16 protein-coding genes are annotated in these 18,846 nt (G+C 38.0%); 4 read left to right on the top strand and 12 right to left on the bottom strand.

Annotated features, from left to right (window positions below):
• Positions 1-32 precede the first annotated feature (32 nt).
• The 12 genes from ASF92_RS10310 to ASF92_RS10365 all read right to left on the bottom strand — a co-directional run bounded on the left by ASF92_RS10310 (position 33) and on the right by ASF92_RS10365 (position 15,159).
• A complete protein-coding gene (locus tag ASF92_RS10310; RefSeq protein WP_056091979.1) occupies positions 33-1,817 on the bottom strand; it encodes a glycoside hydrolase family 15 protein in 1,785 nt (594 codons plus the stop codon).
• 115 nt (positions 1,818-1,932) lie between these two features.
• Entirely contained in the window at positions 1,933-3,201 is a 1,269-nt protein-coding gene (locus ASF92_RS10315) for a glucose-1-phosphate adenylyltransferase (protein WP_056091982.1), read from the bottom strand.
• Between the two features lie 8 nt (positions 3,202-3,209).
• The gene (locus ASF92_RS10320) at positions 3,210-4,622 is read right to left on the bottom strand and encodes a glycogen synthase (protein WP_056091983.1); all 1,413 of its coding nucleotides are present in this window, start codon (positions 4,620-4,622) and stop codon (positions 3,210-3,212) included.
• A gap of 311 nt (positions 4,623-4,933) precedes the next feature.
• Positions 4,934-5,728, bottom strand: a complete 795-nt coding sequence (cobA, locus tag ASF92_RS10325; RefSeq protein WP_056091987.1) for a uroporphyrinogen-III C-methyltransferase — start codon at positions 5,726-5,728, stop codon at positions 4,934-4,936.
• Positions 5,729-6,186: 458 nt separating this feature from the next.
• The gene (locus ASF92_RS10330; protein WP_056091989.1) at positions 6,187-6,651 is read right to left on the bottom strand and encodes a hypothetical protein; all 465 of its coding nucleotides are present in this window, start codon (positions 6,649-6,651) and stop codon (positions 6,187-6,189) included.
• A 160-nt stretch (positions 6,652-6,811) separates the two neighbouring features.
• Complete coding sequence (locus tag ASF92_RS10335; protein ID WP_056091992.1) at positions 6,812-8,062, bottom strand: sulfate adenylyltransferase subunit 1; 1,251 nt, start codon at positions 8,060-8,062, stop codon at positions 6,812-6,814.
• 198 nt (positions 8,063-8,260) lie between these two features.
• The gene (gene cysD / locus ASF92_RS10340) at positions 8,261-9,166 is read right to left on the bottom strand and encodes a sulfate adenylyltransferase subunit CysD (protein WP_056091995.1); all 906 of its coding nucleotides are present in this window, start codon (positions 9,164-9,166) and stop codon (positions 8,261-8,263) included.
• A 145-nt stretch (positions 9,167-9,311) separates the two neighbouring features.
• A complete protein-coding gene (locus ASF92_RS10345) occupies positions 9,312-10,016 on the bottom strand; it encodes a phosphoadenylyl-sulfate reductase (protein WP_056092000.1) in 705 nt (234 codons plus the stop codon).
• 2 nt (positions 10,017-10,018) lie between these two features.
• Complete coding sequence (locus ASF92_RS10350; RefSeq protein ID WP_056092002.1) at positions 10,019-11,530, bottom strand: TSUP family transporter; 1,512 nt, start codon at positions 11,528-11,530, stop codon at positions 10,019-10,021.
• Complete coding sequence (gene cobA, locus ASF92_RS10355) at positions 11,514-12,284, bottom strand: uroporphyrinogen-III C-methyltransferase (protein WP_056093247.1); 771 nt, start codon at positions 12,282-12,284, stop codon at positions 11,514-11,516. Before cobA (ASF92_RS10355) ends, ASF92_RS10350 begins: the two co-directional genes overlap by 17 nt.
• Positions 12,285-12,386: 102 nt before the next feature.
• Complete coding sequence (locus tag ASF92_RS10360; RefSeq protein WP_056092006.1) at positions 12,387-14,477, bottom strand: HEPN domain-containing protein; 2,091 nt, start codon at positions 14,475-14,477, stop codon at positions 12,387-12,389.
• A gap of 235 nt (positions 14,478-14,712) precedes the next feature.
• Positions 14,713-15,159 (bottom strand): Rrf2 family transcriptional regulator, encoded by a 447-nt coding sequence (locus ASF92_RS10365; RefSeq protein WP_056092009.1) that lies wholly within the window; start codon positions 15,157-15,159, stop codon positions 14,713-14,715.
• A gap of 425 nt (positions 15,160-15,584) precedes the next feature.
• Between ASF92_RS10365 and ASF92_RS10370 the strand changes: the two genes are divergently transcribed.
• The 4 genes from ASF92_RS10370 to ASF92_RS10385 all read left to right on the top strand — a co-directional run bounded on the left by ASF92_RS10370 (position 15,585) and on the right by ASF92_RS10385 (position 18,845).
• The gene (locus ASF92_RS10370) at positions 15,585-16,811 is read left to right on the top strand and encodes a metallophosphoesterase (protein ID WP_056092012.1); all 1,227 of its coding nucleotides are present in this window, start codon (positions 15,585-15,587) and stop codon (positions 16,809-16,811) included.
• A gap of 64 nt (positions 16,812-16,875) precedes the next feature.
• Positions 16,876-17,502, top strand: coding sequence for a M23 family metallopeptidase (locus ASF92_RS10375; protein WP_056092013.1), 627 nt, complete (start codon positions 16,876-16,878; stop codon positions 17,500-17,502).
• A gap of 66 nt (positions 17,503-17,568) precedes the next feature.
• The gene (gene mgrA / locus ASF92_RS10380) at positions 17,569-18,558 is read left to right on the top strand and encodes an L-glyceraldehyde 3-phosphate reductase (RefSeq protein ID WP_056092017.1); all 990 of its coding nucleotides are present in this window, start codon (positions 17,569-17,571) and stop codon (positions 18,556-18,558) included.
• A 98-nt stretch (positions 18,559-18,656) separates the two neighbouring features.
• Positions 18,657-18,845 (top strand): DUF3606 domain-containing protein, encoded by a 189-nt coding sequence (locus ASF92_RS10385; protein WP_056092021.1) that lies wholly within the window; start codon positions 18,657-18,659, stop codon positions 18,843-18,845.
• Position 18,846: the final 1 nt, after the last annotated feature.

The following is an 18,846-nucleotide window of genomic DNA, read 5'->3' on the forward strand; positions in this document are numbered from 1 at the left end:
ATCAAGTCGGGAATGACGAATCGAAAATAATTCTACAAAAATACGGGTCTATCTAATTTAATTGCAATACGATAGGCCGCATTCATTAAACCGACATGGCTATAGGCCTGAGGAAAGTTACCCCATTGGCTGCCTGTTTTTGCATCAACATCCTCGCTGAAAAGTAGCAAATGGTTACAATATTTAATAATGTTTTCAAACTCCTTAATTGCTTCATCCGTTCTTCCTACACAAGCCAAGGCTTCTACATACCAAAATGCACAGATTAAAAAAGTAGTCTTAGGTTTGCCAAAATCATCCGCATGCAGGTAGCGGTAAAATAATCCATCTTCAGTTTTAAGTTCATTTTCTAAAGCAATCAAATGGTCCTTTGCGCGGTCGGATGCCGGGTCCAGGTAACCCATCATAATTAATTGCAAAGTACTCGCATCTAAATGCTGGCTGCCAACGGCATTTGTGTAAACCTTTCTTTCCGGATCGTAACAGGCTTCAATATGTGTTGCAGCTTTATCAATCAAAACCTGTGCTCTATCCTCAAAATCCTGACTACCAATAGTTTTTGCCATTTTTAGAGCAGCATGTGCACCAGCCCATTGGAACAAATTACTGTAACAGTGTACATTTGCTATATTTCTGAACTCCCAAATCCCGGCATCTTTTTCATCAATTGTCCTTTCGATTTTAGACAGTACGCCTTCAATCCATTTAACGGAGTCGCTTCGTTCTGAGAACACAAAACGATGGTCGGTATACAGGGGTAACATTGAAATCAAAACCTGACCATAAATGTCATTCTGAATATGTTCATAAGCCTGGTTCCCAATTCTGATTGGCTGTTCACCTTTGTAACCTTCCAAATGATCGAGTGTATGTTCTGTAATTTCACGCTCGCCCGCAATCCCGTATAATGGCTGATACCGCGTATCTTCTGCACGGGAAATATCTGAAAGATAGCTGAAGTATTTTTCCATTTCCTCGAAATGACCGATATGATTAAGTGAAGTCAGTACATAATGCGAATCGCGCAGCCAGCAATAGCGATAATCCCAGTTTCGGGTACTTCCCGGCGATTCGGGTAAACTGGTTGTACTTGCAGCGATGATTGCACCGGTATCTTCATATTGATGAATTTTTAAAACCAATGCTGATCGGATAACAAATGGCTGGTAAAATCCAGCAATCGACGAATGTTTTATCCATAAACGCCAGTAAGCTACCGTATCACGAAGAAAATTTTCAGCGGTACTCACAATTGGCGCTTCAAGGTTTTGGCCATAGGTCATAACAAGGTATTTTGCCTCATTTAAAACAAATGCTTTTTCATCAAGAATATAAGTTAAAGAAACATTTGTACTCAAACGTATGTTTTCATCACAGCCTAAATAATCAATATGATTACTTCCACGGCTTGGTTTCATCTTACCTTTTCCATAATCGCATACCGGTTCGCATTTGATGGTTATGCGAGGATTACCTTTTATAGGCTCAATTTTACGAATGAACATTAGCGGCTTGAAATACCGGTCGTGAAGGCGAAAACGGGGTGCAAAATCGGTAACTCTATATTGACCATCTTCTGCCGTAATTTCGGTTCTTAAAACATTGGTATTTTCAATATAATATTGTTTTGAGGTATATTCTCCCTGTGGTAGAATCGAAAATTCGCCACCTTTCTTCTTATCCAATAAACTTCCAAAAACGAAAGGGCTATCAAAACGAGGCCAGCATAGCCAAGAGATATCTGTATTTTTATTTACATGTGCTAAAAAAGCACAGTTTCCTATTATTCCAGTTTGATAAAGATGTTTTTCAGCCATAAGCAAATTTATGTTTATCTACTAACAAGCTATTGGCAAAAATGTTGGAGTACGCCAAATAAAAAAGTCAGTCTGATCGCATTCAAACTGACTTAAATTTTTAAATGAATTTACTTTAAATCTCTGTGCCGCTCGGCAGTACAGCGCCTTTTTTCACTACAACGATTCCGTCTTTTACAGCATAAAGTTCGAAATCACCATCCTCTAAATGCGGGCCGCCATTAATCTTTACATCGTTTCCTATGCGACAGTTTTTGTCGATAATCGCATTGTTGATATAGCAACGATCGCCAATACCGATAAGCGAGTTGCCCATATTTGTTTCTGTTTGAATTTCTTCGAGTGTTTGATAACGATCGCTACCCATTACATATGTATTGGTTACAACAGTATCCTTTCCAATACGGGCCCTGATGCCCAAAACGGCATGCTCTATTTTACTAGCTTGTATAATACAACCCTCTGCTATAATTGCTTTTTCTAAGGTTGTACCAGAAATTTTCGACGGTGGCAGCATCCTGGCCCGGGTGAATATCGTATGGCTGCTATCGAACATATTGAATTTCGGAATCTCATCAGTTAAGCCCAGATTAGCTTCAAAAAAAGATGAAATATTACCAATATCTGTCCAATAGCCCTCGTATTGGTAACTCAAAACGCGACTCTCTGTAATGGCTCTTGGCAATATTTCTTTACCAAAATCTTTTTCTTCTTCGTTCTCATTCAAAATATTAATTAGATATTCCCGATTGAAAACATAAATACCCATCGACGCCAAAAAATTACGTCCCTCACCCTGCATTTCTTCACCTGTATCAGAAACCCAATTTTCTAAACCAGTCTTCGGCTTTTCGATAAAAGAAGTAATCATATTTTCTTCATCAGCTTTTAAGATACCAAAATCAGTCGCATCTTTTGCTGTAACTGGAATTGTGGCAATGGTAATTTCAGCTTTAGCCTCGATATGTCGTTCAATCATATCTTTAAAATCCATCTGATACAGTTGATCGCCAGATAAGATTAATATATAATCAAACTCATGAGAAACAATATGGTGCATACATTGACGTACTGCATCAGCCGTTCCCTGAAACCAGCCAGCGTTTTGAACCGTTTGTTCGGCAGCGAGAATATCAACAAAGGCTGTGCTGAAATGGCTAAAATGATAGGTATTTTTAATGTGTTTGTTCAGGGATGCAGAGTTAAACTGCGTTAAAACAAACATACGGTGAATGCCTGAGTTTAAACAATTTGAAATCGGGATGTCTACCAACCGGTACTTACCTGCTATAGGTACTGCGGGTTTAGAGCGTGTTTGTGTTAGCGGCGATAATCTAGAGCCCTGGCCACCGCCAAGGATAACGCCTAAAACTTTGTCAGTCATGTTTAAGCTTATTTTAATATTTGGTATAATTCTATGTAATTCGTCGCCGCTTTATCCCAGGAATGATCAATCTTCATCATGGTTTTCCGCACCGCTTTAAAAGCATTTTTATTATGATATAAATCAACAGCACGATTTACAGCATGTGTAACGTCCCAAACGCTGGTTTGATCGTGGCACAAACCAAAACCTCCATCACCAACATCAATTACGGTATCTTTTAAACCACCTACTCTACGTACAATCGGCACCGTTCCGTAACGCAATGCGTAAAGTTGGTTGAGGCCACAGGGTTCTACCCTCGAAGGCATCAAGAGGAAATCTGCTCCTGCATACATTTCGTGCGACACTTGTTCATTGTAACCAATGTATGCATTGTATCTTCCTCCAAAAATATCTTTCAATTGATTTAGCCTTCCTTCAACCCAACTTTCGCCAGAACCTAAAACCAACACATTGATGTTATCGCCATGTTGTTGTAAGGCATTGTAAAAAATATCAGGAAGTAAATCAGCACCCTTTTCGTCAACCAACCTACCTATGAAGGTAAAAAGCGGTTTCGATGCATCTAACTGAAAAACATCGCACAGTGCCTTTTTGTTTGCGGCTTTCCCGTTTTCAACTGTTTTTAAATTGTAACCTTTTAAAAGCATAGAATCCGTTTGAGGATTCCAAACTTCGGTGTCAATTCCATTTAAAATCCCGGCGCATTTCCATCGCTCTTGCCTTAATAAACTCTCCAAACCCCGGGCGCTGCTCATCATTTCTTCAAGGTAGCTAGGGGAAACCGTCGTTACCCTCCATGCGCATTTTATTGCAGATGCAAGTGGATTAATTGCGTCTTCCCAGCCTAATAATCCACCCTTCCATAAATCGAAAGCAGGCAGATAGTATAATTTATCCCAGCCAAATTGCCCTTGATATTGCGCGTTGTGAATGGTTAAAATAGTTGGAACCTTACTGATATTCTGGTATTTCAAACAATTCGAAACCATAAAAGGAATCAAACCTGTGTGGTGATCATGACAATGAATTACATCCGGACGGTGCTCCCATTGGGCCATCCAGTCTAAAGTGGCAATTTGAAAAGCAACAAAACGTTCCGTGTCATCGGCGTAACCGTAAACATTTGGTCTATCAGTTAAGCCCTGAATATGAACAATGTACAAATCAAAACCTAGTTTGTTGGTTTTTTCTTTTAAAATCCGGTATGAAAAATGGTGGTTTCCATAGTTAGACCATGCATCGTAAGCAACTTCAAATTCACTTTCCCTGATAAACTTGGTTTCATAGGCTGGAACAACAACTTTGGCAATATGTCCAACTTTATTCTGGTATTTCGGTAAGGCCCCTACTACGTCGGCTAAACCACCAACTTTCGCAACAGGGTAACATTCGGCGCTTATATGTATAATTTCCATCAAATATTTGGTGTAGATAACTGTGTTAAGTTAGTAATTGTTTTCCGATTTGAAAATAATTCAAATTAATTTTTGAAGATGAATTTCCAGTAGATTTAGAAGATTATCTCAAATTAAAACAACCAATATAAATAATTGAGTGTTCCTTTTTTCGAAAGAAAATTAAGCAACTGTTCATAAACCCATTGGATAGCTAAACATAACCATCTGCGAAAATCAGCGTAATCTGCGGGAGATATACTAACGCAAAAAACCGCTAACTTTCGCCGGCGGTTTTTAACAACAAAACAAATATATAGTTCTTTTAACTTTTAATATTCTTCAGCAATAATTTCATAGAAATCTCTGATGGGCTGGAATTGAGGGTGTAAGGAAACCACATCTCCAAAAACCAACAATGCAGGCGCTGTAATTTTTTTATCCTCCACAACTTCAGCAATGGTATCTACAATGCCAACCACAATCTTTTCCTGTGGCGTAGAACCATTTTGAATCACAGCTACTGGTAATAAACCTTTACTTTCCCCCTGAAAAATAGCAGCGATTTCTTTTACTTTTTCTATCCCGTTTAAAACGACAATAGTGGCCTTAGTTTTAGCAGCTATATATAAATCTTCAGATATTCCTCCTTTAGAATTTGTACCGGTTACTGCCCAAAAACTTTCGCTTAAGTCTTTATAAATCATTGGGATTTTCTGCAAACTCGGTGCTCCTGTTGCACTCGAAATGCCTGGAATAATTTCTGTAGGAATGCTATAAGACTCTGCAGCATCAATTTCCTCGTAACCTTTCGCAAAGAAAAAAGGGTCGCCGCTTTTTAATCGAACTACATGACCATAGTTTAAAGCATAATCTACAATCAGCTTATTAACCGCATCCTGCGAGAAATCTTCATCGTCGGTACGTTTACCAACATAAACTTTTGGAATACCTTCTGGTGCATAACACAGTAAAGCTTCGTTCACATTTGCATCGTATAAAACAACATCAGCTGTTTTTAATGCTTTAACACCTTTTAAACTAAATAAGTCCGGGTCGCCAGGACCAGCACCTATCAATGTAATTTTTGGTTCAATGTTCGCTTTTTCTACTTTGGTTAAAATCATGTCAGAAAATATTAGCTCGTGATAATTCTTATTAATTACACAAATATATAAAGTCTATAGAAATTGTAGTAATTTATTTTAAAATAATTTTTATAATAGAGTACCATCGTTGCGAGGCACGAAGCAATCTTTATGCGATTGTTATTATTTCAACTGTAATGATCTCAGATTGCTTGTTGTTTCGCCGCGAAACTGTTCTTGACTTTGTTATTCTGAGTGCAACGAAGAATCTGCAACTCATTATCATTGCTTCATTTATGTTCACAATGTAACGGGAAAGACAATTTCTATAAGTTAAATGACTGATTTTAATAAAAAGATTTCTCGGCTGCGCTCAAAATGACGACGGTGGTTGAAATTGGAGATTAAAAAAGTCTTAGCGAGACGCTAAGACTAGTATAAGTGAGATTGCCTCATGCCTAGCAATCACGATCATGAGATTTTACTAATATTATAATTTACTTACAAGGCACTTCAGCAAAAGTAAACTTACCTGCTTCATAATTAATTGGTTTGCCTTTCACAAAATAGGAACGCCCCAAAGTAGTTTCAATTTGCGCGACACCCATAATCAGTTTTCCATCCTTCTTTAAAAATGCAAGTGGGTTGGTAAATGCTCTTGTTGTATCACCGCCGGTGTTAAAACGATAATCAACTAAAAGTGTATCGCCATTGAATTTACCATCTATTTGTCCGTTATTCTGCGGTTTTTCTCCGTATTTGATAAGCAAGGAACCGGTGACTTTCCCAGATGCCAGCGTTTTCACTACCATTGCAGCACTATCCTTTTCAAAAGAGGAGGCATAACAGGTTTGATTCATAACAGAATCTGTTTTGGTCACGTCAGCCTTTTTAACTGACGAATTACAAGCATAAACAAATGGAAAAGCTGCAAGAGCAAGGTAAATAATTCTATTTTTCATCTTTTGATGTTTTAATTTAAACAGTTATGAAAGTATGAAAATACGATGAAAAGTTCTTTCCATTTCCATAAAGAAAAATTTTTTAAAATGAAAAACGAAGCTACTATCTCTGGTGCCTATTAAATCGCTTACCCTAAATTATTAAAGGGCGTGTTTGGATTTATTCAACTGCTGCTCTAAACATTAAAGCGCCTACAGTTAAATTCGTTCTGCTATCCACTAAAATAGCTGAGCCATTTGCCCGGTTATCATCATATAAATCGAAAGCCAGAGCGTCAGCTGTTTTCACAATTACTTTACCGATGTCATTTAATTTGAATTCATCAGCAGGATGTTTTTCCAGCGTATTGATATCAACCTTATGCAAAATTTCGCTGATTTTGCACTTCGTTACTTTACTGTTATGCTGAATCAAATACGTTATTGAAGTATCCAGAGCACGTCCGTCCATCCAGCATAAATCGGCTTCAATCAATTTCGATTCTTGTGGCAAAGCTGATGCATTCACAATGGTATCGCCGCGACTGATGTCTACATCATCTTTTAAGTGAATGGTAACCGACTGTCCAGCATGCGCAGCGTCCGGAATTTGGTCAAAGAACTCAATTTTTTCGATGGTAGAGCTTGCGCCTGATGGTAAAACCGTCACTTTATCATTCAAGTTAAAAGTTCCGCTCAAAACACGACCCGCATAACCACGATAATCGTGTAATTCTTCCGTTTGAGGGCGAATAACCCACTGAACAGGCATTCGGGCCAACTGAGATTTATCCAGGTTATCGGTATCAACTTTCTCTAAGAAGTGCAACAAACTTTCGCCTTCGTACCAATCCATACGTTCAGAATTTTGAACGATGTTATCCCCTTTCAGCGCACTAACCGGAATATAATTAACATCAACCAACTTCAGTTGCTGTGCTAATACTTTGTATTTCTCTATAATTGAACTATAAACATCCTGACTATAATCAACCATATCCATTTTATTGATACAAACAACAATGTGCTTAATACCCAATAATGAAACCAGGTACGAATGGCGGATGGTTTGCTCGACCACACCATTGCGGGCATCAATTAAAATAATGGCAAGATTCGCTGTAGATGCACCTGTAACCATATTTCTGGTGTACTGAATATGGCCAGGCGTATCAGCAATGATAAACTTGCGCTTATCGGTTTGAAAATATTTGTAAGCCACATCGATGGTAATTCCCTGTTCCCGTTCTGCCCTTAAACCGTCGGTTAAAATAGCCAAATCTATTGTTCCATCATCGTTTTTACGGTTAGAGTTCTGTAAGGCCTCCAACTGGTCTGCTAAGATGGAATCAGTATCGTATAACAAACGGCCGATTAAGGTGCTTTTACCATCGTCTACACTGCCTGCTGTAAAAAATTTTAATATGTTCATGCTTATAGTATTAAGATATTAGTATCAAGTATCAAGACGAATTTCAGTCTATCAATTCCATACCTAGTATCAAGATTTTGGTATCAAGTATCGAGACAAATCACATAATACCATTTCTCTAGTCATAATGAATTGTCAAAAGTTTAGTTTTTAGTTGGCATCCAGTCTTGATACTTGATACTAACTATTAAGTACTCCCTAAAAATACCCGCCTTTTTTCCTGTCTTCCATTGCTGCTTCCGAAACTTTATCGTCCATCCGGGCCCCACGCTCAGAAATTTTTGAAGAACTGATTTCAGTGATAATATCATCGATTAAAATTGCTTCGGACTCTACCGCAGCGGTACAAGACATATCGCCAACCGTACGAAAACGTACCTGCTTGCGAAACACAACATCTTCATTATCCATATTTAAAAACGGAGAAGCCGCCATTAATTGCCCGTTTCTGGTGATCACTTCACGCTCATGAGAGAAATAAATGCTTGGCAATTCGATGTTTTCTCTTCGAATGTAGTTCCAAACATCAAGTTCGGTCCAGTTACTGATAGGGAATACACGCACATTTTCGCCCTTATGGATTTTACCATTGTAAATATTCCATAGTTCAGGGCGTTGGCGTTTTGGGTCCCACTGACCGAACTCATCGCGAACAGAGAAAATGCGCTCTTTTGCCCTGGCTTTCTCCTCATCTCTTCTGGCACCACCAATACACGCATCGAATTCATATTTCGCGATTGTATCCAATAATGTAACCGTTTGTAAAGCATTTCTACTGGCATTTTTCCCTTTTTGCTCTACCACTTTACCTTGGTCAATCGATTCCTGAACCGAACCAATGATTAATTTTTCGCCGATTCTTTCAATCATTTTATCACGATAATCGATCGTTTCCTGAAAGTTATGACCGGTATCAATGTGTACCAAAGGAAAAGGAAATTTCCCTGGACGAAAAGCTTTTTCGGCCAAACGAACTAATGTGATTGAATCTTTCCCGCCAGAAAATAATAAGGCAGGTTTTTCAAATTGTCCTGCAACTTCACGCAAAATGTGAATGGCCTCCGCCTCCAGTTCATCTAAATAATCAAAGTTATATGTACTCATTTAAAATTGTTGTAATGTTTGATTGTTGAATGTTCAACTTATTTGTTGTTGTAGTAGTGGCAATTAATTCCTCCCCCTGCCCCCTCCAAAGGGGGAAACCCCTCAAAGTTCGCCGTCTATTCGACTAAGCTTTTAGCTTTAGTCTTTAAGCTTTTTCAGTTGCATGCAAACCACACTCTTTTTTACTTTGATCTTCCCACCACCATCTTCCCGCTCTAAAATCTTCTCCGGGTTGTACTGCTCTTGTACAAGGCGCACAACCAATGCTTGGAAAACCTTTATCATGTAAAGTGTTGTAAACGATATTATTTTCTTTAATAAAAGTTTTAACGTCTTCCAAAGTCCAGTCAAAAATGGGGTGGAATTTTATTAGTTTATTGCCCTCATCCCATTCTAAATCGTGCATATCTTCACGGTTAGCGCTCTGCTCAGCCCTAATTCCGGTAACCCAAATCTCGTTTCCTGTTAATGCTCTTTTCAACGGTTCGATTTTACGGATGTAACAGCATTCTTTTCTATTTTCTACTGACTCGTAAAAACTGTTTGGACCCTTTGTATTCACCATATCCTGCAACAGCTCATTTTTGGGATAATAGGCATGAATCGGTTTGTTGTAAACTTCTAAAGTGCGGTTCCAAACATAATAGGTTTCGGGAAACAAGCGACCTGTTTCAAGCGTGAACACTTTAATTGGAATATCATTGGCAAATATTAAGTGCGTAATGGCTTGGTCTTCCCAACCAAAACTGGTTGAAAAAATGATTTTATCTGCAAATCCATCAGCCAGATACCGTAATTTATCTATCGTGCTTAAGCCTGTAAGTTCTGCCTTTAAATCTTCTACTCCCATCACTAAATTAATTTTAAAATAAACAAGATCACACTACGCAAACTCACTATCATAACGATGATACCAACCGCTACCATAATCGTTTTAGCAGAAATTCTGTTTGAGACTCTTGCCGCAATTGGTGATGCGATGGCACTGCCGATAATGAGGCCTAAAACAGCCTCCCAGTGTTTGCCCCCTAACATCGTAAAAAACGTTAATGAACTCAATGTGGCGATAAAAAATCTGCTGATTTTAACAGTTCCTAATGAAAATAAGGGATGACGACCACCGGCAATTAAGCTGGAAAGTACAATTGAACCCCAACCGCCACCAAATGCAGCATCAATAAAACCACCCACAAATCCCAAAAGTCCTATCTTCTTTATTTTTTGATCGTTTTTTTTTCTTTTAATATTAAATGCTTTCATCAAAATTATGCCGCCTAAAAACAAAGTGTAAACGGCGACAACAGGCTTCACATAAGCACTATAATGTTCTAATGATGATAGAATGTAAGCGCCTAAAACTGCTCCAATTATAGCGGGAATAATCAAAATTTTAAATAATTTCCAGTTTACATTTCCCATCCGGTAATGCATCCAACCTGCAATTCCATTACTTAAAACTTCAGAAATGTGGATGGCCATACTGGCAGAGGCCGGCGGCAAACCCATTGCCAGAGAAAAAGAGGCCGTGGTAACGCCATACGACATACCAATCGCGCCATCAACCAGCGCAAATAAAAAGCCAGCACCTAAAAACCAATAAAATAATGGATCGATATTGATTAGGAAATCCTGAAATTCGGGTTCGGTATTCCATAACGAAAAACCAATTGCCCCAATAAGCAGAATTGCAGCCGACCAGATGAGCCACTTAATGTTTCGCTCTGCAAAGCTTTTTCGTGGATTGATTAAACTCTGTGTAACCTTATTCAGCTTCTTTACTTTCGACGAAAAATCGCCGTTAAGTGTTTGCCGCAAAGCACTCATATTTTGTAAAGTTTCATCCAGTTCTGCTGGAATTCCTTCATTCAAAATCTGCTTTAACCGTTTTGCAATCGTTGGTGATTTGCCGTTTGTAGAAATCGCAATCTTTAAATCGCCTTTCTGAACGATTGAACCCAGATAAAAATCACACAAATCTGGCTTATCGGCTACATTAATAAGCAAACCTTTTTCGTGTGTTACTACCCTAATTTCTTCGTTTAAAATATTGTTGTTTGTTGCCGCGAAAACGATATCGATATTTTCCAAATCAGAAACATCAAAGTTTTTTTGTTTCACTTTGATTTGTGGATAATCTGCGATAAGCGCATAAACCTCTGGAGAAACCATCTCGGCTACAATGGTAATTTTAGCCTGGCGACTGTTATTTACAATTGCTGTCAATTTCTCGAGCCCAATATTGCCCGCACCAATTAATAATGTACGTAGCTTATTCAGTTTAATAAAAACTGGAAAAAGCTGATTACCTTTTTCCTCATCAGAAAAAGGCAATGCATTATCAGGTTGGCTAGGCAATACTTGCATATTGTTTTACTAAGTTTTTAAATGAAGGATGTAAAGAAACTACCTCACCAAAAATTAAAAGTGCAGGCGCCTTAATATTTTCCTGCTGCACTAAACTTTCTATGGTCTCTACTCTTCCAATAACTAATTTTTCATCTTCTGATGAGCCATTTTGAACCACCGCTGCTGGCAAGTGGTGCCTGCCTGCTGCTTTAAAGATTTCAACAATTTTAGCTAATTTTTTTAAGCCCATCAAAACCAAAACGGTAGCATTTGATTCTGCAGCCTGGTAAATGTCTTTAGAAACGTCTCCGGATGTAGTTGTGCCTGTAATTACCCAAAAACTTTCGCTCAATCCGCGGTGTGTTACCGGAATTTGTTGCAAACCCGGAACCCCAATCGAACTCGATATTCCAGGAATAACATCAACTGGAATGCTGTAAGATGCTGCATAATCCAGTTCCTCGTAACCTCTACCGAAAACAAAGGGATCTCCGCCTTTTAACCGAACCACATGACCGTAATTTAAGGCATAATCAATCATCAGTTTATTGATGGTTTCCTGCGGATATGAATGTTCGCCAGAACGTTTACCAACGTAAACTTTAATCGCATCAGCTGGTGCATGCTCTAATAAGGCTTCATTAGTTAAAGCATCGTATAAAACAACATCTGCAGCCTGTAAAGCTTTAACTCCCTTTAAGGTTAACAAATCCGGGTCGCCGGGACCAGCGCCTAAAAGTGTAATTTTTGATTCTTTATTTTGATTAACCATAGTTTTAATTTTGAATGAATGAGTTTTGAATGAGTTAATGTTTTTACTAGCGATTTTGCACCTTGCATATTCAATCATTTTATCATTCTCTAATTCTTTCATTTATTTCATTGCTACTGCTCTTTTTTCCTTAATCTGGTTTAAAAAAGCATCAGCTTCGTTAAAATATTTCAAAGCAAACTCAGCGGTTGGTTCGTTTTTATTAATTTGGAGAACCAAATCTGAAAAGTTGGTCGATAATTTAAATTCGCCGGTTTCCACATAGTGATTATCGAATTCTCTGATTACGCCAACCTGGGTGCTGCTGTTTACGCCTTTATCTAAAAGCAATGATTTTGCAGCGCTAACAAAAGTGCTGTAGGTATGATAAATCGCATCAGCGTAAGCAGCTTTATCTAAATTTTGCTTCGCCCAACCGAATTTTTCATCAGCCTCTAAAAGTAAAGTTGCGACCAAATCAATTACAACACCAGCACATTCTCCAACACCAATCGCGGTAACAAATTGCTCTACATGGCCCCAATCAACAAATTCTTCTTGCTGAAGATTGGTTAAATCTGCCAATGGTTTTAAAAGTTGATAGAAGTGGTCTTTTCCTTTTCTATCATAATATTGGTGAAAATTTTCATTCTCTTCATTATTTGCCTTAAAATCATTTAAAATGAAATGCAATACGCTGGTTGCCCGTTTAGAAGGTACTTTAATCACCCGTTCTGCCACACGCCCAATACCATTCCCCACTGTTCCGCCGCCAAGCATTACCTGAACCGCTGGAACAACTTTCCCCTCTGCTTTTACCGAACTCCCATGGAAACCAATTTCTGCTAAACCATGCTGACCGCAAGAATTCATACAACCACTGATTTTTATCTTGATATTTTTCTCATAGATGAATTCCGGGAAATCCGTGTAGATTACATCTTCCAAAACTTCTGCTAATGTCATTGAGTTTGAAATACCCAAATTGCAGGTATCTGTCCCCGGGCAGGTCGTAATATCAGCTAAACTATCGAAACCAGCCGTTGTAAAACCGATTTTATTTAAAGCTGAATATAATGATGGCAACGCTTCCTCCCGAACAAACTTCAACAGCAAGCCTTGATTTTGCGTAATCCTGATTTCATCCGCAACATATGGCTTAATGGCATCAACAAAAGCACGGGCTTTATCAGTCTTGATATCGCCAACTTGCACTTTAACATAAACGGCGTAAAAACCTTCTTGCTTTTGAGGCACAACGTTAGTTGCCGACCAATGGTTATAATGCGTTTCATTAAGAATTTCAACAGCCGTATACTCTTGTTCCTGTGGTAAGGCTGGCTGTTGAACAACATTTCGATCAATGATAAAAGTTTTAACTTTGTTGGCTATACGTTCTTCGGCAACCAATCGCAAAACTTCTTCTAAACCCAACTTCTGAACTAAATATTTTAAACGAGCTTTATTTCTATTTGTTCGTTCCCCGTAACGATCAAAGACACGCAAAACCGATTCTGTAAAAGGAATGAGCTGGTCTTCATGCAAAAATTCATGAATTGGGCTCGCCAAGAATGGTTGTGCACCCAGCCCACCGGCAAACAGCACTTTAAAGCCACGTTCTCCATTTTCGTTTACTTTAGGAATGAAGCCTAAATCATGGATGTAACTAAATGCTGTATCCTTATCACTCGAAGAGAAAGAAATTTTAATCTTCCGCCCCATTTCCTGGCAAATCGGGTTACGCAAAAAGTATTTAAAAACGGCATGGGCATAAGGTGAAACATCAAAAGGTTCGTCTTTATCAATTCCAGCATTTGGCGATGCCGTTACATTCCGAACCGTATTTCCGCAAGCCTCACGAAGCGTAATATCATCTTGCTCCAGCTTTGCCCAAAGTTCTGGCGTTCTATCCAAACTCACATAATGTAATTGAATATCCTGACGGGTGGTTAAGTGTAAATTGCCACTTCCATATTCGTCGGCGATATCTGCTATACGCAACAATTGCTTAAAAGTTACCTTTCCAAATGGGAGTTTAATTCGTATCATTTGCACACCAGGCTGTCTTTGTCCGTAAACACCACGGGCCAAACGTAAACTTCTAAATTTCTCATCGTGAATGGTTCCATCCCGAAAAGCTTTAATCTTGTTCTCTAAATCGATAATGTCCTGCTCGACAATTGGATTTTCGAGTTCTGTTCTGAAACTTTGCATATGTGTTGTTAGCTTTATTCAAAAAATGCCTCTCTTATTACTGAGAAGCATCAAATATTTTATACCTATAAATTATCCAATACTTTCCCCTATTGCGTTTTACAACAATAGTGCATTGTTATTTTAAAAATTTGGATAGATATAAAATTGAAGTTCATCAATCAAATATATAAAGTATATAGGAATAGTAGTAATTTTTATTAAAAAAGATTGTACTGAATATTAGAAGATTATTTTATAGACTATCGATACTTAATTTCAAAGTATCTTCTCTTCCAATTACATCAGCAATGCTGGTTTCACTTAATACTTTAAGTGTTGCATCTCTGACATCGATGAATGCGCTTCTGATGCCGCAGGTTTTTTCATCTACACATTCATCACATTTGTGGTAAAAGTTTAAGCTTGCGCAAGGAACCATCGCAATTGGTCCATCCGTTACACGCATTACCTGAACCAGTAGAATGTCTTCAGGCTTCTTATTGAGGCTATAACCCCCTCCGGCGCCTTTTTTGCTGTAGAGAAAGCCGGCATTACGTAAATCCAATAGAATCTGTTCCAGGAATTTCTTCGGGATATGCTCTTCCTCTGCAATCTTTGAGATTTGCATAGGCGGTTTTTCTACATTTTTACCAAGCGCAACAAGTGCTTTAATGGCATATTTTGTTTTTTTGGATAGCATATTTGCACAAAGCTAATAAATTAAGTACAATTATGAAATATGCAAATACGAGTTCCGTTAGCATAACTCGTTACCACATTAAACGCATTTTAAATATAATTTTGATCAATATGTATACGCCAAGTATGTATCGGGTTTTTTCATCTATAGATAACTAAAAACATGATGAAAATAATATTCTTCCACCAGTAATTATAACTGAATTGCTAATGCTTTGCAAAAGATTTTTAAAAATTTTTAACTGCTGGCAAGAAACATTTCTTATCAGGCCTTTCACATTAGATCATCTCCTTCCAGTATGATCAAATGGACCAAAATTGAAGAACACAATTAATCAAAGCACCGTAAAAATAATTGCAGCTTGAAAATTAAGTAGCTAAGCCCACGTTTAAAATTTACTTTTGCCTCTTTACTGCATTTTTCTTATGAAACGAAAGATTAATTTCTTACCCATACTTGCCATAGTTATTCTGTTTTTTGCACTTAATTCTTATGTGCTTTCAGGTTTCGGAACGCTTAACCGCTCTTCGCTACTGGCTCCATTTTTTTGGGTATTGATAATTGGATTAACAGTTGCCCTTTTTTTTGCGATTACACAAATGCGGACAAATGGAATGGGTAAATTTTTCCAGATTATTACGCATACATTTTTAATCGTATTGACCGCCGAAATCGTTTTTGCTTTTTTTCTGCTCGTTGGAGATTTATTTCGGTTAGTTCTTTCGATATACTCAAACTTTCAGCCAAACGGATTTCAGGTTTTGGGGAGAAGTATCTATTGGGTCGATTTCGCCTTTGTGATGTTCTGCCTTACCGTTTTATTGTTCATATTTGGTATAACGAGAGGCAAATACGCCTACAGGGTGATTAAACATACCCTTTATTTCAATGATTTACCAGATAGCTTTGATGGATTCACCATTACGCAAATCTCCGACGTTCACGCTGGAAGTTTTACTAAACCAAAGCAAGTACAAAAGGGCATCGACTTGATTAATGCTCAGAAAAGTGATCTGTTTGTTTTCACCGGCGATTTGGTAAATAATGCTGCTTCGGAGATCGTACCCTATATTGGCCATTTCTCGCAAATAAAAGCACCATTCGGCCAATTTTCTGTATTGGGCAATCATGATTATGGCGACTATATCAAATGGCCATCAGAAGCGGATAAGATTAAAAATTTACAGCAGTTAAAAAGCTACCATGCTAAACTTGGATTTAAACTACTATTGGATGAACATGTAGAATTAACCAAAAATGGGGAAAAAATTATTCTTGCGGGTATCGAAAACTGGGGACTTGGATTTGGGGAACGTGGCGATTTAGCTAAAGCTTTAGCTGGCACAAATGTAAACGACTTTAAGGTATTGCTATCTCACGATCCATCGCATTGGGAGGCACAGGTAAAAAATAATCCGTCAAAAATTCAGCTTGCATTAGCTGGCCATACTCACGGAATGCAATTCGGTATTGAAGCGTTTGGCATCAAATGGAGCCCGGTTAAATATCGTTATAAACATTGGGGAGGCATAAAATTTGAAAACGGAAGATATTTAAATGTGAACAGGGGTTTTGGCTTCTTGGGTTTTTCGGGCAGAATTGGAATCTGGCCAGAGATTACCGTTATTGAGCTTAAAAAGACCTCATTATAGCTATAAATAACAATAATAAGGTATCTTAATAATTAATATTATCTTGTCTTAAATTAAAAATCTGATGAAGTTTATACTTTTTTTCCTATTTACTTTTTCAATATTCGAAACGCCAACTATTGAAAAAGACAGGGATAGATGGAAGCCCTATTACTCCGATGTAAAACCTCAAAAAAATGCAGAAAACTGGTTTCTGCCATTTGATGTAAGTGATCGCAAAAAAATCAGCAATATTAAAATCATTAGCATTTTTGGCGATCATCGCGATAGTTATTACAAAGGCCATATCCATACTGCTATAGATGTTAATCCTGCAAAATCTAAAACGAAGTTAATTCCTGTTTATGCGATGGCCAATGGTGTTGTTTGCTCCGTTCATTTAGGCGAAAACCAAAAGACGGTTGTGGTAAGACATACTTTGAAAGATGGAAAAACGATGTTTACAAGCTATAAACATTTAAAAGAGGTTTATGTAAGCAATGGGCAACAAGTGGATGAAAAGACCAAATTAGCCCGACTATTTACAAAAGACGAAAGCAAAAAGTATGGTGGAGATTACCATCACCTTCATTTAGAAATACGCAAGAAGTTTGATGATTACGGCTGCGCAAGCTGGCTGACTATGAATAGAACCCAACTCAACGAACGCTATTATAATCCACAAATATTCATCAGAGAAAATGTAAAGTAGCCCAGTTACCATTTATATTTTGCTTTAATTTGAAGCGACGAAACTAAGCTAATCAGGACCATTAAAATGAACAATATAGATTTAACAAACCGTTACAAGTCGATGATTTATCGCCAATGCGGTGAAAGCGGATTGAAACTACCCGCAATATCACTTGGCCTATGGCACAACTTCGGCCATGTAAATGTTTATGAAAACAGCAGGAGGCTGATTGCCACCGCCTTTAGTAAGGGAATTACCCATTTTGATCTGGCCAATAATTATGGGCCGCCACCGGGTTCAGCTGAAGAAACTTTTGGCAAAATATTGGAAGAAAATTTTAAGAGTTACCGGGATGAAATCATCGTTTCTACCAAGGCAGGTTATACGATGTGGGACGGTCCATATGGAGACTGGGGTTCAAAAAAATATTTGGTGTCCAGTTTAGACCAGAGTTTAAAAAGAATGAAACTGGATTATGTGGATATTTTTTATCACCATCGTCCGGATCCGGAAACACCTCTTGAAGAAACGATGGCTGCATTGAGTTTAATGGTACAACAAGGCAAAGCCTTATACGTTGGCATCTCCAACTATCAGGCGACTGATGCAGAAAAAGCCATTAAAATGCTTAGAGAAATGGGAACACCATGTTTAATTCATCAACCTAAATATTCCATGTTTGAACGCTGGGTCGAAAATGGATTAATCGATATACTTAAAGAAAATGGTGTTGGCTGCATACCTTTTTCACCTTTAGCACAAGGATTATTAACTGATAAATACCTCCATGGTGTTCCCGCAGATTCAAGAATTGCGACAAGTGGCATATTTCTAAATGAAAGCAGTTTAACAGCTGAAACGCTTTCAAAAATTGCTAAGCTAAATGAGGTTGCAAAATCCAGAAACCAAAAACTGGCGCAGATGGCAATCTCCTGGTTGCTTAAAGATGAACGGGTAACCTCAGTTTTAATTGGTGCCAGTAAAGCGGAACAGATTTTAGATGCCGTTCAGGCCTTGAATAATATTTCGTTTACCAGTCAGGAACTTGGCAGAATCGACGAAATATTGTCGTGATCTGATGCAGTCAATCTATTATGATGTTACAGAAAAAATTAAATAACCTCAAACCAAACAAATACAACGGATGTTTATCATATATATAAAATTAAAATATGATGAACCAACAATTTACAGTGAATTCAAACGACGAATTTATTGTAGTAGCCGATGAACAGGAGAGAAAATACTGGGCAGCAAGATTAGGCGTTAGTACTGAAACTCTAAAATCTGCGATCAGGGCCAGCAGAAGTACCGCGCTAAATAGCGTAAAAAATTACCTGATAAATAAGAAAGTAATTTAAT

Source organism: Pedobacter sp. Leaf176, assembly GCF_001424305.1.
Lineage (GTDB): Bacteria > Bacteroidota > Bacteroidia > Sphingobacteriales > Sphingobacteriaceae > Pedobacter.